The organism is Bradyrhizobium embrapense, from assembly GCF_001189235.2.
GTDB classification, from domain to species: Bacteria; Pseudomonadota; Alphaproteobacteria; order Rhizobiales; family Xanthobacteraceae; genus Bradyrhizobium; species Bradyrhizobium embrapense.
Map to the genome: position 1 here is coordinate 932,186 of NZ_LFIP02000003.1, position 19,438 is coordinate 951,623.

The window sequence follows — 19,438 nt, forward strand, 5'->3', positions numbered from 1 at the left end:
AAAATAGATCGTCCTTTGGGGGCAATGTCGGGCCGCGAACAAAGTCTAGCGGTTTCAAGCGAGATGCAGTCGGAAAACTTTGCGCCTATCGAACAGGCAGAGAAGGAGCCGCAGACAGGATCAGTCCACGAGCAACAGGCGATCGGCGTGCTCGTGCCGAGCCTTTGTCCAATCGCGCATCGCCACGAGGTTGACCGCATCGTGCAGATACATTCCAACTGCAAGGCCACGATCGTAGCTCGCCCAGTGGCGTGGCATGATCTCGATGCTCCGGCCGCCGCGCCCAATGATCCTGACGAGACCGGCCGCCTGCGCAAGGTTCATCAGGTTGCGGATATGGGTTCGCGAAACGCCGAAGCGATCAGCCACATCCATGTAGGGGATGGCTGCGGCTGGATCGCCCACATCCATGGCAGCCTTCAGGACCGCATTCTGAATCAGTGGGCCGGCGGCATGGGAAAAAAACAGCATCGTATCGGGTAGCGTCATCATGAGGCGAACAGAGACCGGAAAGAAGGGCAGGCCCACCCGGCAGTGGGTCGCGTTGAAGGCCTGATTTCGTGACAGTACCGGGCTGTAATCATGATGGGGGTACAATTTGGCAAGCGGTACGAAGTGCGTCGCAAGCCACTCGGCGTGATGCGAGCGTAGCTTGTCCGTGGTTGCCAGGAGCCGCACGCGCCGATCGGCCGGCGCGCGGCTCTGCTCGATAAATCCGACCTCGCAAAGCCGTGCCAGGAGATGATCCACCTGCCGGTCGCTCGCGTGTCCGTGCATATTGAGCTGCCGCTTCAGTGCGGAGACCGTGAACCAGGTTTCGCGTCGCGCCGGATCCTGTGCGGCCTCAAGCACCGCTGCACTCAGGAAGACAAGGAATCGGCCGGCCTGGAGTAGCAGGCGAACCAAGAACGGATCACCCTCGTACAAATCACAGAAGGCCACGATATAGGCGCGTCGCGCCTCCGGCAGGCGAGGATGGCCCACAATCTCCTCGAAGCTCAGCCGCAACTTGCGACCCGCCAGGCGCTCGAGTTCGTCTCTTTCCAAGGCTGCCCCCAGTCTTGAAGTTGCGAGGGTACAAGGCCACCACAAGGCTAGCAATGTCTTTCCTGCAGTTCTGACTTTCAAGTCGGCAACGGATCGACCGGAATTCGACTATGCTGTTCGGTACGGAATTTCGATGGCGGATATGTTCGCCGAGACGGGCGGTATCGAATTGGATGACCGGCGCTTGACCTCCACGCTACCCTGAGTGCGGCGAGCAGGCGGGCCTCGCCGGAGGTCCGAGCGGGCCCTGCCGGGACGGGCCACGGCAGTAAGAGCAGTGCCGTCCGCGGCGACGCGGCCTTCGGATCAGAAGAGCCTCGTCCCCATCGGGTAGTCCCGCCGCGAAACTGGTTCGATGCTTGAAATCGACTGCGGGGCTGCGGCCGGCGGCTCGATGTGCCGCTCCGAACTGCCGTGTTCGGGCTTGTCATCGATCAACAGGAGCCCTGGCCGGATTCCATCGAGGATAAATTGCGAAGCCAGCGAAGCAAGGATGACGCCTGCGAGACGAGCGATCACATTCGATCCGCCGGCTGGATGTCGCAAAAAAAAATTGCGGGAGCCCTTGAACGCGATTTTTTCGATTCCCAAGTCGTTTGCCGCCGAGCCGGTCCGGACGCTGGTTGCCGAGAGGCCGGAGGAAGTCGGAGCCCGCGACAACGGCGCCGGCGATGACCTTCTGATGAGGCCATCCGCGACGATGGCCGGCTCAAGCTCGAAGGAGAAAGGAGAGACACACCAGGAGACCCAAGATGAGCAGACGCATGCAAACTCGATCGCGAAAAAGCGGGACGGCTGTACTGCATTGGCTCATGTTCGTCCTCAGCTTTCTGACGATCGGATGGATCAGCTTCGTACCGACAGGAGGATGAGATGACCAGGAATCGAAAACCCGTCTCCGCCACGCCGGAGAATTTCAGCCGTAGCCGGAGATTTATCGCCGGCACCCTCGCATTGGCGATATTGTCGCCGACCGGCGCCACTGCCATGGACAGCACGCCCAAAGCGATGTCCGATCGAGCCGGCCATGTATTGCCGCTCCCACCCGTCCGCTATCTCGATTCGATGCGCTGGATGGATTGGAAGCCGGACGGGCCGCTGTTCAAGGTCGACACCCTGCTGCTGCCGGACAGCAGCCATCCCGGCATGTTCCGCCTTCCCTGGGATGATGAGCGGGACCTGCCCCGTGTCAGCTGAAGCCGACGAGGCCGAAGATGTCCAAGCCTGCATCCTGCCGCCCGCATCGCAGGGTGGGCGGCCGCTTCCGCAGAACGTGCGCGTTTTTCTCGTCGACAGCGAACGTCGCGTCGTGTTGCACTGCCAAAAGCTGCTGGCGCAGGATGACCTGCCGGGTGAACTCCGGCAGAGGTTGCTCCGCCTGGCCGCGGCAGCCGAGGACCAGATGCAACGCCTTGCAGGCGCGCACGAGATCAAAGCAGCTTAAAATCAAAGGAGGCGCTTGAAAGAACCGCAGATCTTGACCGCAGTCACAACATCGGGACGCCGGCTGTGGGCAAGTGCGCCCGCACCGCCCCGTATCAACAGGAGAACAAAGCCGTATCAGCAGGAGAAGAAACATGGCTATTCGTGATCTCATTCCCTGGACAAAGAACCAGGAGCTTGCGCCCGTGCGCGATACTTACGATCCCTTCATGACGCTGCATCGGGAGATGAATCGTCTGTTTGACGATGTGTTTCGCGGCTTCGGCGGCACCAGTCCGCTCATGGAGACCCGCTTCGGCTGGCCAAGGCTCGAGCTGAACGATGGCGACAAGAATCTGACCATCTCGGCGGAACTGCCCGGCATGACCGAGAAGGACGTCCAGGTCGAAATTGCCAATGGCGTCCTGACCATCCGCGGTGAGAAGAAGGCCGAGCGCAACGGGGAGGGCAAGTACTTCACCGAGCGCTATTACGGCTCCTTCGAGCGCCAGATCCCGCTCGAGGGCGTGCACGAGGACAGGGCGGAGGCATCGTTCAAGAACGGCGTCCTGACGATCTCCTTGCCGAAGTCCGACAACCCGCGAGAAGGCGTCAAGCGCATCGCTATCAACACCCATTAAAGCATGATCCGGAAAAGTGCGAAGCGGTTTTCCGGATCGTGCTCCAGGCTAAATCATGCGGACGGCGCTGAAGGCGCCGCCCGCATTGCTGCGCCCTCGGTGAACGGGCGTTTCCCTGGTCAATGCACCGGGCCGCAGTCTTCATCGGCGCAACCGGGGCCGACGAGAGGTCCCTCGGTGTTTGTTAACGAAAGCCGGAGGCGCCGGGCCGCCGCTGACGGTCACCAGAAAATTTTCTGCCCCCCTCTTGAAACTAAAAGCGACCTTGCTAATTTTTTTGTCGCCATCGAACGGTGGCGTCTGGGCGCCGCAAGGGCCCGGGCACTGAGGCGGGCACCGGTCGTGTCCGGTGTCGCTCGTATCCATCTTGCTCTTAGGAGGATTTGGCTATGCGCACTTACGACTTCTCTCCCTTGTGGCGCTCGACCGTTGGCTTCGACCGCCTGTTCGACCTCGCGGAAATGGCCCAGCGGGCCGGCGAGGACAACTATCCCCCCTACAATATCGAACGGCTGGCGGAGGACCGCTACCAGATTTCGCTGGCGGTTGCCGGTTTTGCGCCCGGCGATATCACGATCACGGCCGAGCAGAACGTGGTCACGATCGAAGGCAGCAAGTCCGACAAGACCGAGCGGGACTTCCTCTATCGCGGAATCTCGACCCGCAACTTCAAGCGTCAGTTCAATCTGGCGGACTATGTTCAGGTCAAGAGCGCCGCGTTCGACAATGGCCTGCTCAAGATCGAGTTGGTCCGGGAAATCCCGGAAGCCATGAAGCCGCGCCGAATCGCGATCAACGGCGCACCGGCCGACAACGTCCAGAAGCTCGAAGCCAAGGCAGCCTAGTCAGGGCTCCGGTTGGCAGCCGCGCGACGCGTCGCGCGGCCGCCGCTCATCGTCAATGAAAAGGAGGATACCATGCGGCCGACGACCGCCGACGACAATGTTTTCGACTTCAACGCGCTGCTTCATCCCGGCACCGTCTTCGAGCACCCGAAGGATGTGGTGAATCACCCGGTCCTCACGGTCGCCGAGAAGCGAGCAATTCTGGCATCTTGGGCGTCGGATGCCTCTGCGATCGCATCGTGCCCTTCGATGCGTTCGCCTGCCGGACTGAAGAAGCCGGTTTCAATCGACGAGATCCTGGAAGCGCTGTGCGAGCTCGATGGCGGTCCCCGGAATTCTCCCGGAGGCAAGCCCTGCCGATTGCGCTCTACCGAACGTGCCATTGCTGCCTGAGGCCGGGGGCGGATCATGCTCGAAGCGAACCTGCAACGGCTGCGTGCGCACCGAAGGAATATCGAGCGCTATCGCAGGCTGCTCGCAACGCGTCTTTCGGACCTTGAACGCTGCTATGTCGAGCGCCGATTGAGCGAAGAGCAGGCCTCCGCGACAGGACTTCTGCGAGAGGCGTTCCCCGACCGCATCTGCGCGCTGCTGCCGAGGATCGAGGGACGCACGACAACGCTTGAAATGGCCGCGCTGCTGGACCCGGCCGGCGCATTCGCTCATCCGATGGACGTCGTCGACGACTGCGATCTGACGCCGTACGAGAAGCGGGCAATCCTGTCATCCTGGGCCGCAAACGCTTGCGCGGTTGCAGGCCCAAGCCAACCCGTTCAGGCCAATGCCGTCACCTTCGACGACATCGTTGATGCCTTGAACCTTGTGGGGCCGGAACCAGAGCCCGCCGCCGATCAGGGTAAGGGATCTGGCCCTCATCAGGGGCGCGATGGTCCGGACTCTGTTTCCATTGACGTCTAGGAAGCTCTTGCGAGGGGCCAATGCAGCAAACCGTCTCTCAACTGCAGCCATCCATCAGTAGCGGGCTCACGCACTATCTCGGCCAAATTCGCAAGTTTCCGGTCCTGACTCAGGAAGAGGAGACCCGCTTCGCACGGCGCTGGCGTCAGCACGGCGACCGCGATGCAGCCTATCGCCTCGTCACCAGCCATCTGCGTCTCGTCGCGAAGATCGCGATGCGCTACCGGGGCTACGGCTTGCCAATCGCCGACATCGTTTCCGAGGGAAATGTCGGCTTGATGCAGGCGGTGCGGCGCTTCGATCCAGAGCGCGGGATTCGGCTTTCGACCTATGCGATGTGGTGGATAAAGGCGACGATCCAGGAATACGTCCTTCGGTCGTGGTCGCTGGTGAAGATTTCGGCGAGCTCTGCACAGAAGAAGCTGTTCTTCAAGCTGAGGCGGACCAGGAGCGCGATTTCGGCGCTCGATGACGGGGATTTGCGACCGGATCAAGCCAAGACAATCTCTGAACGCCTCAAAGTATCTGAACGTGACGTCGTGGATATGGATCGTCGCTTGCGCGGCGAAGTCTCCTTGAATTCCCGGCTCAACGACGCGCCGCAGGCGGGTGATGCGCTCGAACGACTGGTCGATCCTTCACCTTGCCACGACATCAAGATTGCTGAAGACGAAGAATTGGCGCGACGTCGCGCAGCGTTGCAAGCTGCCATTCAAACTCTCAGTCCGCGCGAAAGACATATCTTTACGATGCGCCAACTCACCGAGGCTCCTCCCAAGCTCGACGCGCTCGCGATCGAGTATGGCATCTCGCGAGAGCGCGTCCGCCAAATAGAGTCGCGGGCATTCCAGAAAGTCAAATCCGCGATGCAACAAGGAGACGCCTGCCAGACGCAGAGCTCCGTCAAATCAACCAACACGCAGTCCGCTCGCCAGGTCTGAGATGTTGACGCCCGTCGTTCTCTCCCTGCTGATTGCAAATACCATGGCCGCAGCCGGAGCCGCCGTTGCGGCCGAGCTAGTCCGCATCCTTGAGGACCCGTACAGGCCAAATTCCACCATGGCCGCAGGCGAGTAAGTCCGCGTCCTGGTCGGATCAAGGCAGGATGAGATCAGGTCGCAGCCGCAGATAGGGCGCGCCTTCCTCTCCCGCCTGTGACGTGCAGGCGAGGGGGATGCGGGGCGCAATTTCGGAATACTAGAAATATATCCCTGAGTTGCCCGACGTGTCAAGCTGCTTGGTGGAACGCCGGCAGCCGCCGGTTACTGTGCATGGGGTTGTTTTCGATATTTTGGCAGCGCCGCCTGTGCGAAGGCCCCAAAACTCATTCCGCTTTAGTGCCGCACCACCAGCACCGAGCACTTGGCGTAGCGCACCACGTGTCCGGCATTGGAGCCGAGGAAGTAGGTGCGCATCGCCGGGCGGTGCGAGGTCATCACGATCAGGTCGGCCTTCATGTTCGCGGCCTCTTCGAGGATCTCGTGATAAATGCCGCCCTGGCGGACCACGCCGGAGATGCGGGAGGGCGCGATGCCGGATTCGCGCGCGACGATGGCGAGCGCTTCCTCCGATGTTTCACGCTGCTGGCTGTCGAAATCCGCCGGGACATATTCGGCGAGCATCACCGGCGTCATCGGCAGCACGTTGAGCAGACGCACCGTCCCGTTCCATGTTTGCGACAGCGTCGCAGCGGTTGCGATCGCCGGCTTCGCCAGATCGGTGTCGGCGAGGTCGATCGGCACGAGAATGGACTTGTACATCTGCGCCTCCTGTCCGCGATGGGTCTGGAGCCGTTTGGTCCCTGTGCCGGGACGCGCGCTTCTTGTTCTTGACGTAGCCTGTGTGTCGCCGCGAACCGGTCCCCCTGTCGCGCCGGCAGCAATATAGCATGGCAGGGCGGCGCTGTCCGCTTGCGTCAGCCGCGCGAGGCCTGCTTCAACAGTTTGGGGCTGACGAACAGGACGAGCTTGCCGCGCCGGAAGGAGACCTCGTTCCAGTCGTCGGTCGCGAAGTCGAAGACGGCGAGCCCCGAGGTCGGCAGGTTGTCGGCGAGCGCGCGCTTGGCGGCCTCGTCGCCGCTGCCGGTCAGCGTCAGGGCGAGCTCGTGCATGCCGGGATTATGGCCGATCAGCATCAGCCGCTTCGGGTCGGTGACGGACGCCATCCGGATCGCGATCAGCAACTGCGCCGGATCGGCGCCGTAGAGTTCCGGCACGAGTTCGACTTTCGGCGCAGGTCCCGCACCCTTCAGCGCCCCGCGCACGATCTCCCAGGTCTGCGTGGTGCGGACCGCCGGCGATACCAGGGCGAGATTGGGCAAAGGCGGGTGGCGGGCGATCCAGCCGCCGATCTCCGCCGCATCGCGGTGGCCGCGCTCGTCGAGACGGCGGTCCTGGTCCTGCCCCGAAGGCGCGTCGGTTTCGGTCTTGGCGTGACGCAGCAGCAGCAAACGGCGCATGGACTTCCATCTCGATTCGGTCTGGTCGAATTAATTCTACAGGCTCATGCCCCGGACAAGGTGACAAGCGCCGCAGCGGTTCGTAAGAAACGACATGAGCGAGACTACCACAAGTGCGGCAGGCGGCCCCGACAAGGCGGCCTCGCCGTCCCGCGACCGTCTGGCATTCGACCTCGACGTCGACATCTGCGTGGTCGGGGCCGGGCTGGCCGGCCTGACCGTGGCACGCGAGGCGGCGCGGCTTGGCGCCAGCGTCGCCGTGCTCGAGGGCCGCCAAATCGGCTGGAACGCCTCCGGCCACCATCTCGGCACCGTGATGCCGGGCTTCGGCCTGCCGATCTCGGATGTGATCGAGCGTGTCGGCCTCGATGATGCCCGCCAATTGTGGGCGCTGTCGAAGGAGGGCGCCGACTATGTCCGCGCCACCGCCACCGAGGATCTGATCCCTGGCATCAGCCCCAGCGACGGCGTGCTCGAAGTTTCCAATGTCGATGTCGGCGAAGCGCTGATCAGCCGCCTGCAGATTTTGGGCGAGGAATTCGCCACCGAGGTCGAAGGCTGGCAGGTCGATCGCGTGCGCAGCGTGCTCCGGACCGGGCGCTATTTCCACGGCATCTTTTATCCGAAGGCGTTCCAGATCGACGGCCGCAAATATGTCCATGGTCTCGCCGCGCTGGCGATGCGGGCGGGTGTGCGGATCTTCGAGGAAACGCCGGTCGTCAGCATCGATTTTTCGGGCATCCGCAAACGCATCGTGACGCCGACGGCGCGGCTGCGCGCCAACCATATCGTGCTCGCCGGCAACATCCATCTCGGCGCGCCGCTGAAGCGCCTGTCGGATACGCTGCTGCCGGTGTGGCGCTACGCGGCGTTGACCGAACCGCTCGGAGAACGGCTGGCGGAGGCGATCGCCTTTTCCGGCTCGGTCCTCGACAGCGACGGCATCGACCATTTCCGCGTCGTCGACGGCGATCGCCTGCTGTGGGCCAGTCCCGAGACCACCTGGGACGCGCGGCCGCAGCGGTTTGGTGCGGCGGTGCAGCGTCGCATCGCCACGGTGTTTCCCCAGCTTGGCAAGGTTCCGATCGCCGACACGTTCGGGGGCGCGGTCGGCGTCACCGTGCACGGCATGCCGCAGATCGGGCAGTTGCGCAGGGGTCTGTGGGTGGCGAGCGGCTTCGGCCGGCAGGGGCTCAACACCTCGGCGCTCGCCGGGCAGCTGATCGCGCGCAGCATCCTGTGGGGCGACGACCGCTGGCGGCTGTTTTCGCCGTTCGAACTGGTCTGGGCCGGCGGCACCACCGGCCGGGTCGCCGGTCATTTCATCGGCCTGTGGGCGAGGGGCGCCGCATCCGCGGCGGGCGTGCTGGCGCGTTACCGCGAGGGTGCGCGTGCGAAGGAGCAGCGCCGCGAGGCGCGGCTGGCCGAGGCCAATCTCAAGGCGGGAACCCGGGGGCCGGCGCCCCGCCGCCCGCCGCCGTCCGCCGTGCGGCCGGTGCCGCCACCCGCGCCCCGGCAGGCTGAGGATGTTCATCCCTCGCAAGAAAGTGAGCGGATCTCCGACGGGCGGATGTAACGTCGGGCGGCGGGGTTCGTATTTGGTGACGAGCCAGTCTTGTTCGCCAGCTTTGGCCGTCCGCATCGGAGATGATTGATGATCGATCGCCGCATCCTGCTTGCTTCCGTCGCCGGCCTGTTCGGCATCGCCGCCTTCCGCTGGCTGCGCGCCTCGCCGGCACACGCCGCCGAGAAATTCGAGATCGAGAAGACCGACGCCGAATGGCGCGCGCAGCTGACGCCGCAGCAATACGAGATCCTGCGCAAGGAAGGCACCGAGCGGCCGGGATCGAGCCCGCTGCTCAAGGAGCACCGCAAGGGCACCTTCGCCTGCGCCGGCTGCGATCTGCCGTTGTTCTCGTCCGAGACCAAGTATGAGAGCGGCACCGGCTGGCCGAGCTTCTGGAAGCCGCTGGACAATGCGATCGGCACCACGTCGGACCGCACCTTCGGCATGCTGCGCACCGAGGTGCATTGCCGCCGCTGCGGCGGCCATCTCGGCCATGTCTTCGACGACGGCCCGAAGCCGACCGGGCTGCGCTACTGCATGGACGGATTTGCGCTGGTGTTTCACCCGGCCGCGCCCTCGGCGACCTGACGCCACAATCGTCCCGGCAATTGTTGCCGGCCCGGCAATTGTGCCCCGGTTAAACGGCCGGGGCTTTTTTTTCAAGCGCATGATTTTGTTACGTTTCGTTTCGTGGCACGACCTTTGCGACATGCTCCGCCGATGCGGCCATTCCTGTGATTGCCAGCCGCCGGGAATCGAATTGGAGAACATGTCATGGGTATCTTCGGCGCTCTTACGACGGCGGTCGGTGGCTTGCGCGCAGGGTCGTACGCGCTGGAAAACATCTCCGGCAACATCGCCAACTCGCAGACCACGGCCTTCAAGCGCATCGATACCTCTTTCCTTGACCTCGTCCCGCAGACCGCGCTGACCGCGCAGCTCGCCGGCGGCGTCACGGCGCAGTCGCGCTCGACCAACTCGGTGCAGGGCGACGTGCAGTCGGCATCGGTCGCGACCTTCATGGCGATCAACGGCAACGGCTTCTTCGCGGTGCAGAAGCCGGGCAGCTTCACCGACGGCTCGCCGGTGTTCGACGGCGTCGACCGCTACACCCGCCGCGGCGATTTCCAGCTCAACAAGGACGGCTATCTCGTCAACGGCGCCGGCTATTATCTCGAGGGCGTGCCGATCGATCCGACCACCGGCAACCCGTCGGGCTCCTCGCCGCAGGTGCTGCGGTTCAAGAACGACTTCCTGCCGGCGCAGCAGACCACCAAGATCGACTACCGCGCCAACCTCGCATCCTATCCGTTGACCACGTCGCACGACACCTCCGTCCCCGGTTCGGAGCTGATCCGGCCGGGCGCGTTCAGCGCCGGTCATAACCCGCTGGTGCTGGGCACGCCGGCCGCGCCCTACACCGATTCATCGGTTACCGGCACCGCGCAGAACAACAAGGCGACGCCGTCGGTCGCCAATACCGCGGCGACCCTGCTTTCGGGCGCGGCGGGCAGCGATTCGATCAATGCCAGCTTCAGCGCCGGCTCTGCCGGCCCCCCGGTCGTGCCGGCCGATACGATCACGGTCAACGGCACCGTCATCACTTTCGTGGCTTCGGGCGCGACCGGCAACCAGCTCAACGTCACCGACAGCATCGGAACGCTGCTCGCCAAGATCGACGCGATCACCGGCACCGCGACCCCGTCGACGATCAGCGGCGGCAAGATCACCCTGCACTCCGGCACCGCGGCGGACTTGCAGGTGACGAGCTCGAACTCGACCGCGCTTGCGGCGCTCGGCTTCACTGGGCAGGCAGTGGCGACCCGCGGCGGCGGCGGTACCGTCGGCACCGGCCAGGTTGTCGGCAACGACAACTCGACTTTCCTGAACGAATCCGTATCGGGCGGCGCCGTCACGGCCTACGACGTCTCGGGTGCACCGGTGAACCTGCAATTCCGCTGGGCCAAGACCGACAGCTCCTCGCTGGGCTCCGGACATACCGATACCTGGAACCTGTTCTATCAGGTCAACCCCAATGCGACCGGCACGCAGGTCTCCTGGCAGAACGCCAACATCAACTTCACCTTCGCGGCGAACGGCCAGATGTCGCCGGCGATCTCCTCCGTCTCGCTCAACAATGCCGTGGTCAACGGCGTGTCGCTCGGCAGCCCCGTGATCAATTTCGGCTCCGGCGGCGTGACCCAGTTCGCGGACGCCAACGGCAACGTCCAGGTCAACCAGATCCAGCAGGACGGTTTTCCGGCCGGCCAGCTGCAGTCGGTAAGCGTCTCGACCAACGGCCGCATCGTCGGCAACTACACCAACGGCCGCAACATCGACCTCGCCGAAATCTCGGTGGCGACCTTCAACGGCACCAACTTCCTCAAGCGCATCGACGGCGGTGCGTTTGAGGCGACCGACGAGTCCGGCGCGGCGTTGTTCGGCAAGGCCGGCACCATTGTCGGTTCGTCGCTCGAGAGCTCGAACACCGATATTGCCGACGAGTTCACCAAGCTGATCGTGACCCAGCAGGCCTATTCGGCCAACACCAAGGTGATCACGACGACCAATTCGATGGTGCAGGATCTCCTGAATGTCGTGCGCTGATCGCAGCGGCGACACACGCGTGAAGCAGTAAAGGCGAGTACACATCATGGGTTTGAGCCAAGCCCTTTCCACCGCGATGTCGGGCCTGCGCGCCACGCAGGCCTCGCTCTCGCTGGTGTCGTCGAACGTCGCCAACGCGGAGACGCCCGGCTACGTCAGGAAGACGCTCAACCAGGATACCGGCACCACCGGCCAGTTCGGGTCGAGCGTCCTCATCACCGGCGTCAACCGCCAGCTCGACGAATTCCTGCAGACCCAGCTTCGTACCGAGACGTCGGGCGCGTCCTACGCCGACGTCCGTTCGAGCTTCCTTGCCAATCTGCAGGGCGTCTACGGCAATCCCGACTCCACCGGCACGATCGAGGACGCCTACAACAAGTTCCTGACCGCGCTGCAGGGGTTGTCGACCAGCCCGGACTCGCAGTCGGCCCGCATCGGCGTCGTCAATGCCGCGCAATCCATGGCGCAGCAGCTCAACGCGACCTCGCAGGGCATCCAGACGCTGCGCGCCAATGCCGAGGCCGGCATCAGCGATTCCGTCAGCACCGCCAACAATGCGTTGCAGCAGATCGCGCGCCTCAATGTGCAGCTGCAGGCCAACGGCGGCACGCAGGACGCCTCGACCGCTGCATTGCTCGATCAGCGCGATCGCTACGTCACCCAGCTTTCGCAGCTGATGGACATCCGTACCGTTACCAACAGCCAGAACCAGGTGACCGTGTTCACCAATTCCGGCGTGCAGCTGGTTGGCACTGAAGCTGCGACGCTCAGCTTCAACGCCCAGGGCACGATGACGCCCAACACGCAGTACAATACCGACCCGACCAAGAGCACCGTCGGCACCATCACCATCACGTTCCCGCATGGCGGCACCTATGACATGGTGTCGACCAACTCGATCCGGTCAGGCAAGATCGCCGCCTATCTCGAGCTGCGCGACAATACGCTGGCGCAGGCCCAGACACAGATCGACCAGTTCGCCGCCGCGATGTCGAGCGCGCTGTCGGACAAGACGACGGCGGGCACCGCGGCGACGGCCGGGGCGCAGTCCGGCTTCGACCTCGATCTCTCGGGGCTGCAGAGTGGCAACACCATCCACGTCTCCTACAAGGACAATACCACCGGCATCACGCACAATCTGTCGATCGTCCGCGTTGATGATCCGAGCGTGCTGCCGCTGAGCAACACCGCGACCGTCGATCCGAACGACGAGGTGCTGGGTGTGGATTTCTCCGGCGGCATGAGCTCGGTGCTGTCGCAGCTCAACGGCGCGCTCGGCGGAACCGGCTTGCAATTCTCCAATCCTTCCGGGTCGACGCTGCGCGTGCTCGACGACGGTGCCGCCAACAAGGCCGACGTGACCGCGGCGTCGGTCACATCGACCGTTTCGTCGCTGACGTCGGGCGATCCGCAGCTCCCGCTGTTCACCGACAATGGCGGGCTCTACACCGGCGCGATCACCGCGAACGGCTCGCAGTCGACCGGCCTCGCCGCGCGCATCAGCGTCAACACCGCCCTGGTCGGCGATCCCTCGCGCATGGTCGTATATTCGACCAATCCACAGACGCCGGCGGGCGATACCACGCGCGCCAATCTCATTCTGAACCAGCTGTCGAACACCTCGTACAGTTATTCGCCGAAGACCGGCCTCGGCACGTCCGGCGCGCCGTTCACCGGCACGCTGTTGAACTTCGCCAAGCAGTTCATCAGCCAGCAGGGCGAATCGGCGACGGCGGCCAAGCAGCTGGCCGACGGTCAGGACGTCGTGCTGAATACGCTGCAGACCAAGATGGACTCGACCTCCGGCGTCAACATGGACGAGGAGATGGCGCATCTGCTGTCGTTGCAGAATGCATACTCCGCCAATGCGCGCGTGATGTCGTCGATCAAGCAGATGTACGACGCGCTGCTGCAGCTCACGTGAGGGTAACATGTCGATCGACGGCGTAAGCGGCAGAACTTCCTATATCGGCACCACGATCCTCAACCTGCGCAGTCAGCTCAATGACCTGACGACGCAGCTTGCGACCGGCAGGGTATCGACGACCTATGCAGGGCAGGGACTCGATCGCGGCTTTGCGCTCAGCCTGCGTGCCCAGATCAGCGGCATCAACGCGTTCTCGGACACTGCGACCAATCTCAACACGCGCCTGAACGTGGCCAATCTCAGTCTGCAGGGGCTGTCCGACGTCGGCACCCAGGTGAAGAACGCCGCGACGACCGCGACGCTGACGCTCAACGAGAGCGGGCAGACCTCGGGTCAGATCACCGCGCAGGCGGCGTTTGCCAACGCGGTCGCGATGCTGAACAGCCAGTCCGGCGACCGCTACCTGTTTTCCGGCCGCGCGATGGATACGCCGGCCACGGTCTCGGCCGACACCATGTTGAAGGGCACGGCGACCCAGGCCGGCCTCACCCAGCTCATCAACGAGCGCAAGCAGGCCGATCAGGGCACCGGTTTGATGGGACGCCTCAGCGTCTCGTCGCCGCCGGCGACCACGACGGTGACCAGCGTCGCCGAGGACGGCTCGCCGTTCGGCCTCAAGCTGCTGTCGGTGCAATCGTCATTGACCGGCGCCACCGTGACCCAGCCGGCCGGCACGCCGAAGTCCACCTCGGTCGATCTCGGCGCCGTCAATCCGAAGGACGGCGACAAGATCAAGTTCAACTTCACGCTGCCCGACGGCACCACGGATGCGATCGAGCTCACGGCGACGACCACGAATCCGCCGCCGGCCGGCTCGTTCCTGATCGGTGCCGACACCACGGCGACGACGGCCAACCTTCAATCGACGTTGACCTCGTCGATCAAGACGCTGAGCGACACGTCGCTGGTGGCGGCCTCGGCGGTCGCGGCGTCCAACAACTTCTTCAATCCGGTCGCGACCGTCTCGGGCGCCGCTGCCAACAACCAGAACACGCCGCCGGCGCCGATCAGCGGCGCCACCGCCCTCTCGGGTGCGGCGGGCACCAACTCGCTCTCGACGAGCTTCGCGGCCGGCGACACCATCACCGTCAACGGCACCTCGATCACCTTCGTTGCCTCGGGCGCCACCGGCAACCAGGTCAACATCACCGACAGCGTGCAGACGCTGATGGCGAAGATCGACCAGGTCAGCGGCACCAAGAACCCGTCGACCATCAGCAATGGTGCGATCACGTTGCACGGCGCCGATGGCGCGAGCCTCTCGATATCGAGCTCTAACACGACCGCACTCGGCGCGCTCGGCATCGCCAACAACACGACTGCGACCCCGGCGCCCCTCAGGGTAGGGGGACCACCGTTCGACACGGCGACCAATCTGGTCGCGGGCACGCCCGACAACACCGTGTACTGGTACACCGGCGAGAATGGCCCGGGATCGGCGCGCGGCACCGCCGTCGCGCAGGTCGATCAGTCGATCACCGTGCAGTATGGCGCGCGTGCCAACGAACAGGCGTTCCGCTATTTGCTGCAGAATGTCGCGGTATATGCGGCGGTGACCACCAACGCCAGCAACCCGAATGCAAGCGCACAGGTGACGGCACTCGCGCAGCGCGTCGGCGCAAACCTCGCGCCGCAGAACGGCCAGCAGCAGATCCAGGACGTGCAAGCCGAATTCGCCGGTGCGCAGACGGCGACCAAGGCAGCCACCGATCGTCAGACCCAGCTCAAGAGCATGGCGGAGACGATGCTCGACTCGGTCGAGGGCGTCAATCAGGACGAGGTTGCGACCAAGATCCTGGCGTTGCAGACCAGCCTGCAGGCGTCGTATCAGACCACGTCGATGCTGTATCAGACCACGCTGTTGAAATATCTGCCAATCGGTTGAACCTCATCTCCAGCCAGCAAAAAGGCCTCCTTGCGGAGGCCTTTTTCGTTCAGGCGGGGCTAGAGCATCTTCAAAGGAAGTGGATGCTGGTTCGCGTGAACAACAACAAGCTCTACGCGCTCTTGCGGGTGTCGTCCTGATTGCCGTTCTGCTGGCCGCGCGCGGTTTCCAGCAACTTCTCCTCGTGCGCGATCAGCTTCTTGGATTCCTTCAAGGCGTGATAGAGATCGCCGTTGAGGATGAAGTTGTTGACGCTTTCGATGAACGGCCAGGCGCTGGGCATCGCGGTGATGATATCGCGCACCAGGCTGAAATAGGTCGGGTGGTGCGCCATCGGGTCCGGCGACAGATACATCAGCTGTACCGCGAGATAGATCAGCTTCGCCGGCGTGTCCGCGGTCTCCGGCGTCAGGATATCCTTCTCGCGCAGGATCGGGATGCGGTCGCCGTCGATCAAGAGGCGGGCGCGCTGATCGGTGTTGGTGATCACGCAATTGCCGACGATGATGCGCTCGTTCGGTTTGAGTTCGACCTTCAGGGCCATGACCGTTCTCCTTTGCCGGGCAGTCGCGCGATATCGTCGCTAGCGGAACGAAGTTGTTTCGGCACTGCTTAGCAGCCGCGATCGCGGCCCGGGGCCGATGCGACAGCGATCCTTTCCCATGATGGTTAACGCTTGGTGAACAGCGGGTCCGCGCGACTAGCGGGACTCAGTCGAAATCGGCAATCGTCTCAGTAGTTTTCACGGCGAACTTCGCCCAATGGCGACAATTTTATTCTTCGGCATTTGTCTCAAATGCCGTGCCGGAGATTTCTTTTTCCTTCGAGGCTTGACCGGCAGGATCGGCCATCCGCTCGATCAGAAAGGATTGGCGCGGGTTTTTCCTCAGTTTCACACCAGAAAGGTATGAAAATGTCCGGTATCATTCTCTCCTCCTCCGTTCGTCAGAACCTCCTCTCCCTCCAGTCCACCGCCGATCTGCTCTCCACCACGCAGAACCGTCTTGCCACCGGCAAGAAGGTCAACACGGCGCTCGACAACCCGACCAACTTCTTCACCGCACAGTCGCTCGACAACCGCGCCAGCGACATCAACAACCTGCTCGACGGCATCGGCAACGGCGTGCAGGTGCTGCAGGCCGCCAACACCGGCATCACCTCGCTGCAGAAGCTGGTCGATACCGCGAAGTCGATCGCCAACCAGGTGCTGCAGAGCCCGACTGGCTACACCACCAGGTCGCAGGCCACGTCCACCGCGGCGCTCGGCGGCACATCCGCCAACCTCGTCGACGGCACCACGATCAAGAGCGGCGACGTTCTTGCGATCGCAGCGTCAGCCGGCCAGCCCGCCTTCAGCTTCACCTTCGGGGCCAGCAGCTCGCTGGCGCAGCTGAACACCGCGCTGTCGGCCAGCAATCTGACCGCGAGCCTGGACAGCTCCAACAAGCTCGTCATCACCACGACCAATGACGCGGCGTCCTCGACGATCGGTGCGGTGACCTTCACCAACACCGGCGGCGGCACCGCGACGTTCAGCGCAGCCGGCACCGCTCCGGTTGCCGATTCAGCCTCGCAGTCGGCGCGCGCGGCCCTGGTGCAGCAGTACAACAACACCATCTCGCAGATCACGACCACGGCGCAGGACGCCTCGTTCAACGGTATCAACCTGTTGAGCGGTGACAGCCTGAAGCTGACCTTCAACGAGACCGGCAAGTCGACACTCAGCATCACCGGCGTCAAGTTCGATGCCGCCGGCCTCGGCCTGAAATCGCTGACCGCGGGCACCGACTTCCTCGACAACAACTCGGCAAACGGCGTGATCGCGTCGCTGAGCACGGCGAGCTCGTCGCTGCGCAGCGAAGCCTCGACGCTGGGCTCCAACCTCTCGATCGTGCAGATCCGTCAGGACTTCTCTAAGAACCTGATCAACGTGCTGCAGACGGGCTCGTCCAACCTGACGCTGGCCGACACCAACGAGGAAGCGGCCAACAGCCAGGCGCTGTCGACCCGCCAGTCGATCGCGGTCTCCGCATTGGCGCTCGCCAACCAGAGCCAGCAGAGCGTGCTGCAGCTGCTCCGCTAAACGCGCCGAGAAGCACTTCGACAACGGCGGGGGAAACCCCGCCGTTTTTCTTTGTCTCCGGGGTATTACGGTCTCTTTCCATGCCGTCAGAACGGCGCATTCGTAACGCCTGCTAACCATATTTAAAGGCGCCGGATGCATAAATATCGGGCGCTAGAATTGCGTCTCCGCGGCCCGAGAAATCCGCACCCCATCGAGGTCATTAATGTCGAATGCAGCCCAGGCCTACGCTCGTACGTCAACGACGACGGCATCTCCCCGTGAAATCGAAGCACAGGCGTTGTTGAAGGCCGCGCGACAGCTGCAGGAAGTCCAGGCCAACTGGAACGGCCTCGACAAGGCGCTCGATCACGCATTGCTGTTCAATCGCCGCCTGTGGTCGATCTTCCTGAGCGCCGCAGAGGGCGCCGACAATCCGCAGCCGCTCGAGGTGCGTCAGAACATCGCGAACATCAGCGTGTTCGTGATGAAGCAGACCATCGACATCCAGATGAATCCGGACCCGGCGAAGCTGAAGTCGCTGATCGACATCAACTGCAACATCGCAGCCGGCCTTTCGGGCCGCGGCTGATCGACGGTTCGCAACGGAGCCCTCGGCATGGCCGACGTGTTGAGCATCCTGTCCGCCAACTACAAGGCCGCCGGCCTGACGGTTCCGTCGAAGACGCCGTATGTGGCCGTCGACCCGAAGCTCTATGAGGGCAGCTGGAGCGGCAAGTACGCCAACAACAAGTCGTTCAACATCTCCGTGTCGAACGTCGATGGCTTCCGCGCCAAGGTCCATTACCAGAGCGACGGCACCAGCAAGTATCAGGACGTCCTGATCAAGGACGGCTCGTTCCGGGTCGGCGATACCAAGTTTTCGCTGGTGCAGCAGGGCACGGCATTGATCGCCAATGTCGTCACCGATCCGGCCACCGGATCGACCTATCTCGACAAGGCCTACGCCACACAGAAGTGAGGAGCCGATCGCCAGCGTTACGCGCGGCGGTCGGTCGCGCGCGCCCGCGTCGGCGCGTCCTTGCTGAGATCGAGCGCGTGGAAATAGGCGCGGCGGCGCAACACGGCTTCTTCCGGAAACTGCCTCACCACCAGGTTGGTGCGATTGTCGACCACCTGGTAGACCACGGCGCGCGCATCGCGGTCGATGATGACCTGGTCGGTGACGGACGGCGCCTGATTTGAAATCGATGCGTTGACGGCGTTGGGATCGATCGTGACGCGCACGCTCGGCTCCGGAGCAGTGACGCTCTGGCTCGCGGGCAATTCGGTCTTCACCGCCTTCTGCGCCGTATCGCTCGCAGGAGTGATCATCGGCGCTGCAACCGGTGCCCCCACCGGCTTGATGTTGAAATCTGTACTCATGGCAGCCTCGTAGTGCGCAGGCACTAGTTTGCTTGAGTCAAATCCCAACCCCTCACGATCCGCAACTCTACGGGGAACCTCTCAACAGGCTGTTAGGGAACACGCTGAATGCCGCGCTGCCGGGGCCGCGTCGAATTGAGCTAAATTGTCGGCGTGCGCGTCAGAGCGTGCGGCTGACGGCGATCGGCGTCATGTTGCGCGGGCCTGGCGTGGCGCGCTGTCCGTTCGCGGTATAGGTGTTCGGGATGTTGCGGCGCTGCACCTCGGCATTGACGCCGCGCACGATGCCTTCGGAGACCGCGTGTGCGGTCGCAAGCACCGTCAGGTTGACCTGCAGCATCGCGCGGAACGTCTCGTGGTGACGCCGCAGCGTGGCGAGCAGTTCGGGGTCGGTCTGCGACAGCATCTTCTGCATCGATTTCATGTGCTCGACCGCGAGCATGTAGCGCCGCGACAGCTCCGACTTCTGCGCCTCGAGCTGCATGCCCTCGCGGATCTTGCCGGCGCGGACGAGCCCGGTCTCCTGCTCGACGACCGCGAGCAGGGCGCTCATCACTTCGGTGAGCTCGTTGGCGAGACGTGCGACGTCGGGCGGCGTCGATGTCGCAGGCCGCGACACGGGGGCGGCCGGCCGATGCTGCTGTGGACGCTGGTTCATCGCGCTGCTCCTTGA

Annotated in this window: 22 protein-coding genes; 16 read left to right on the forward strand and 6 right to left on the reverse strand. The window is 63.6% G+C overall.

Annotated elements, in window-relative coordinates:
* Positions 1–120: 120 nt before the first annotated feature.
* Positions 121–1,047: a helix-turn-helix domain-containing protein gene (locus AKN83_RS18345; RefSeq protein ID WP_050403518.1), complete on the reverse strand. Its 927-nt coding sequence runs from the start codon at positions 1,045–1,047 to the stop codon at positions 121–123.
* Positions 1,048–1,402: 355 nt separating this feature from the next.
* On the opposite strand from AKN83_RS18345, the gene AKN83_RS39750 reads away from it, so the two are divergent.
* The 8 genes from AKN83_RS39750 (at position 1,403) to rpoH (ending at position 5,814) form a co-directional block, all read left to right on the forward strand.
* On the forward strand, positions 1,403–1,924 hold the full coding sequence (locus tag AKN83_RS39750) for a hypothetical protein (RefSeq protein ID WP_157113438.1): 522 nt from the start codon (positions 1,403–1,405) through the stop codon (positions 1,922–1,924).
* Positions 1,921–2,244 (forward strand): hypothetical protein, encoded by a 324-nt coding sequence (locus tag AKN83_RS18360; RefSeq protein WP_050403515.1) that lies wholly within the window; start codon positions 1,921–1,923, stop codon positions 2,242–2,244. Before AKN83_RS39750 ends, AKN83_RS18360 begins: the two co-directional genes overlap by 4 nt.
* Entirely contained in the window at positions 2,234–2,491 is a 258-nt protein-coding gene (locus AKN83_RS39755; RefSeq protein ID WP_157113439.1) for a hypothetical protein, read from the forward strand. The genes AKN83_RS18360 and AKN83_RS39755 overlap by 11 nt, the downstream gene beginning before the upstream one ends.
* Before the next feature lie 133 nt (positions 2,492–2,624).
* The gene (locus AKN83_RS18370; protein ID WP_050403513.1) at positions 2,625–3,110 is read left to right on the forward strand and encodes an Hsp20/alpha crystallin family protein; all 486 of its coding nucleotides are present in this window, start codon (positions 2,625–2,627) and stop codon (positions 3,108–3,110) included.
* A gap of 389 nt (positions 3,111–3,499) precedes the next feature.
* On the forward strand, positions 3,500–3,955 hold the full coding sequence (gene hspD / locus AKN83_RS18375; RefSeq protein WP_050403512.1) for a small heat shock protein HspD: 456 nt from the start codon (positions 3,500–3,502) through the stop codon (positions 3,953–3,955).
* Positions 3,956–4,027: 72 nt separating this feature from the next.
* Positions 4,028–4,348 (forward strand): hypothetical protein, encoded by a 321-nt coding sequence (locus tag AKN83_RS18380; RefSeq protein WP_050403658.1) that lies wholly within the window; start codon positions 4,028–4,030, stop codon positions 4,346–4,348.
* Positions 4,349–4,363: 15 nt separating this feature from the next.
* Positions 4,364–4,873, forward strand: coding sequence for a hypothetical protein (locus AKN83_RS18385; protein ID WP_050403511.1), 510 nt, complete (start codon positions 4,364–4,366; stop codon positions 4,871–4,873).
* 20 nt (positions 4,874–4,893) lie between these two features.
* Positions 4,894–5,814, forward strand: a complete 921-nt coding sequence (rpoH, locus tag AKN83_RS18390) for an RNA polymerase sigma factor RpoH (protein ID WP_050403510.1) — start codon at positions 4,894–4,896, stop codon at positions 5,812–5,814.
* Between the two features lie 393 nt (positions 5,815–6,207).
* Here the strand turns inward: rpoH and AKN83_RS18395 are convergent, their stop codons facing one another.
* The gene (locus AKN83_RS18395; protein ID WP_050403509.1) at positions 6,208–6,633 is read right to left on the reverse strand and encodes a universal stress protein; all 426 of its coding nucleotides are present in this window, start codon (positions 6,631–6,633) and stop codon (positions 6,208–6,210) included.
* A 155-nt stretch (positions 6,634–6,788) separates the two neighbouring features.
* Complete coding sequence (locus AKN83_RS18400; RefSeq protein WP_050403508.1) at positions 6,789–7,331, reverse strand: SixA phosphatase family protein; 543 nt, start codon at positions 7,329–7,331, stop codon at positions 6,789–6,791.
* A 94-nt stretch (positions 7,332–7,425) separates the two neighbouring features.
* On the opposite strand from AKN83_RS18400, the gene AKN83_RS18405 reads away from it, so the two are divergent.
* The 5 genes from AKN83_RS18405 to AKN83_RS18425 all read left to right on the forward strand — a co-directional run bounded on the left by AKN83_RS18405 (position 7,426) and on the right by AKN83_RS18425 (position 15,317).
* A complete protein-coding gene (locus AKN83_RS18405; protein WP_050403507.1) occupies positions 7,426–8,907 on the forward strand; it encodes an NAD(P)/FAD-dependent oxidoreductase in 1,482 nt (493 codons plus the stop codon).
* 78 nt (positions 8,908–8,985) lie between these two features.
* Positions 8,986–9,486 carry a peptide-methionine (R)-S-oxide reductase MsrB gene (gene msrB, locus AKN83_RS18410; RefSeq protein WP_050403506.1) on the forward strand — a complete coding sequence of 167 codons (501 nt, stop codon included), beginning with the start codon at positions 8,986–8,988 and terminating at the stop codon, positions 9,484–9,486.
* A 186-nt stretch (positions 9,487–9,672) separates the two neighbouring features.
* Entirely contained in the window at positions 9,673–11,505 is a 1,833-nt protein-coding gene (locus AKN83_RS18415; protein WP_050403505.1) for a flagellar hook-basal body complex protein, read from the forward strand.
* A 46-nt stretch (positions 11,506–11,551) separates the two neighbouring features.
* Positions 11,552–13,429, forward strand: a complete 1,878-nt coding sequence (gene flgK / locus AKN83_RS18420) for a flagellar hook-associated protein FlgK (RefSeq protein WP_050403504.1) — start codon at positions 11,552–11,554, stop codon at positions 13,427–13,429.
* A 7-nt stretch (positions 13,430–13,436) separates the two neighbouring features.
* Complete coding sequence (locus AKN83_RS18425; protein ID WP_050403503.1) at positions 13,437–15,317, forward strand: flagellin family protein; 1,881 nt, start codon at positions 13,437–13,439, stop codon at positions 15,315–15,317.
* 112 nt (positions 15,318–15,429) lie between these two features.
* Here the strand turns inward: AKN83_RS18425 and flbT are convergent, their stop codons facing one another.
* Positions 15,430–15,861 carry a flagellar biosynthesis repressor FlbT gene (gene flbT / locus AKN83_RS18430; RefSeq protein WP_050403502.1) on the reverse strand — a complete coding sequence of 144 codons (432 nt, stop codon included), beginning with the start codon at positions 15,859–15,861 and terminating at the stop codon, positions 15,430–15,432.
* A 369-nt stretch (positions 15,862–16,230) separates the two neighbouring features.
* On the opposite strand from flbT, the gene AKN83_RS18435 reads away from it, so the two are divergent.
* The 3 genes from AKN83_RS18435 (at position 16,231) to AKN83_RS18445 (ending at position 18,361) form a co-directional block, all read left to right on the forward strand.
* Complete coding sequence (locus AKN83_RS18435) at positions 16,231–17,400, forward strand: flagellin N-terminal helical domain-containing protein (RefSeq protein ID WP_050403501.1); 1,170 nt, start codon at positions 16,231–16,233, stop codon at positions 17,398–17,400.
* A 205-nt stretch (positions 17,401–17,605) separates the two neighbouring features.
* Complete coding sequence (gene flaF, locus AKN83_RS18440) at positions 17,606–17,971, forward strand: flagellar biosynthesis regulator FlaF (RefSeq protein WP_050403500.1); 366 nt, start codon at positions 17,606–17,608, stop codon at positions 17,969–17,971.
* A 27-nt stretch (positions 17,972–17,998) separates the two neighbouring features.
* A complete protein-coding gene (locus AKN83_RS18445; RefSeq protein WP_050403499.1) occupies positions 17,999–18,361 on the forward strand; it encodes a hypothetical protein in 363 nt (120 codons plus the stop codon).
* Between the two features lie 17 nt (positions 18,362–18,378).
* Here the strand turns inward: AKN83_RS18445 and AKN83_RS18450 are convergent, their stop codons facing one another.
* Together AKN83_RS18450 and AKN83_RS18455 are read right to left on the reverse strand one after the other, a co-directional pair.
* Entirely contained in the window at positions 18,379–18,765 is a 387-nt protein-coding gene (locus AKN83_RS18450) for a hypothetical protein (RefSeq protein ID WP_050403498.1), read from the reverse strand.
* A 160-nt stretch (positions 18,766–18,925) separates the two neighbouring features.
* The gene (locus AKN83_RS18455) at positions 18,926–19,423 is read right to left on the reverse strand and encodes a hypothetical protein (protein ID WP_050403497.1); all 498 of its coding nucleotides are present in this window, start codon (positions 19,421–19,423) and stop codon (positions 18,926–18,928) included.
* Between the last annotated feature and the right edge of the window lie 15 nt (positions 19,424–19,438).

Coding starts and splice junctions, on each gene's coding strand:
- AKN83_RS18445 (WP_050403499.1), top strand. CDS start 17,999: ATGGCCGACGTGTTGAGCATCCTGTCCGCCAACTACAAGGCCGCCGGC.
- flgK (WP_050403504.1), top strand. CDS start 11,552: ATGGGTTTGAGCCAAGCCCTTTCCACCGCGATGTCGGGCCTGCGCGCC.
- AKN83_RS18395 (WP_050403509.1), bottom strand. CDS start 6,633: ATGTACAAGTCCATTCTCGTGCCGATCGACCTCGCCGACACCGATCTG.
- flaF (WP_050403500.1), top strand. CDS start 17,606: ATGTCGAATGCAGCCCAGGCCTACGCTCGTACGTCAACGACGACGGCA.
- hspD (WP_050403512.1), top strand. CDS start 3,500: ATGCGCACTTACGACTTCTCTCCCTTGTGGCGCTCGACCGTTGGCTTC.
- AKN83_RS18425 (WP_050403503.1), top strand. CDS start 13,437: ATGTCGATCGACGGCGTAAGCGGCAGAACTTCCTATATCGGCACCACG.
- AKN83_RS18450 (WP_050403498.1), bottom strand. CDS start 18,765: ATGAGTACAGATTTCAACATCAAGCCGGTGGGGGCACCGGTTGCAGCG.
- flbT (WP_050403502.1), bottom strand. CDS start 15,861: ATGGCCCTGAAGGTCGAACTCAAACCGAACGAGCGCATCATCGTCGGC.
- AKN83_RS39750 (WP_157113438.1), top strand. CDS start 1,403: ATGCTTGAAATCGACTGCGGGGCTGCGGCCGGCGGCTCGATGTGCCGC.
- AKN83_RS18400 (WP_050403508.1), bottom strand. CDS start 7,331: ATGCGCCGTTTGCTGCTGCTGCGTCACGCCAAGACCGAAACCGACGCG.
- AKN83_RS18380 (WP_050403658.1), top strand. CDS start 4,028: ATGCGGCCGACGACCGCCGACGACAATGTTTTCGACTTCAACGCGCTG.
- rpoH (WP_050403510.1), top strand. CDS start 4,894: ATGCAGCAAACCGTCTCTCAACTGCAGCCATCCATCAGTAGCGGGCTC.
- AKN83_RS18415 (WP_050403505.1), top strand. CDS start 9,673: ATGGGTATCTTCGGCGCTCTTACGACGGCGGTCGGTGGCTTGCGCGCA.
- AKN83_RS18405 (WP_050403507.1), top strand. CDS start 7,426: ATGAGCGAGACTACCACAAGTGCGGCAGGCGGCCCCGACAAGGCGGCC.
- AKN83_RS18435 (WP_050403501.1), top strand. CDS start 16,231: ATGTCCGGTATCATTCTCTCCTCCTCCGTTCGTCAGAACCTCCTCTCC.
- AKN83_RS18370 (WP_050403513.1), top strand. CDS start 2,625: ATGGCTATTCGTGATCTCATTCCCTGGACAAAGAACCAGGAGCTTGCG.
- msrB (WP_050403506.1), top strand. CDS start 8,986: ATGATCGATCGCCGCATCCTGCTTGCTTCCGTCGCCGGCCTGTTCGGC.
- AKN83_RS18360 (WP_050403515.1), top strand. CDS start 1,921: ATGACCAGGAATCGAAAACCCGTCTCCGCCACGCCGGAGAATTTCAGC.
- AKN83_RS18455 (WP_050403497.1), bottom strand. CDS start 19,423: ATGAACCAGCGTCCACAGCAGCATCGGCCGGCCGCCCCCGTGTCGCGG.
- AKN83_RS18385 (WP_050403511.1), top strand. CDS start 4,364: ATGCTCGAAGCGAACCTGCAACGGCTGCGTGCGCACCGAAGGAATATC.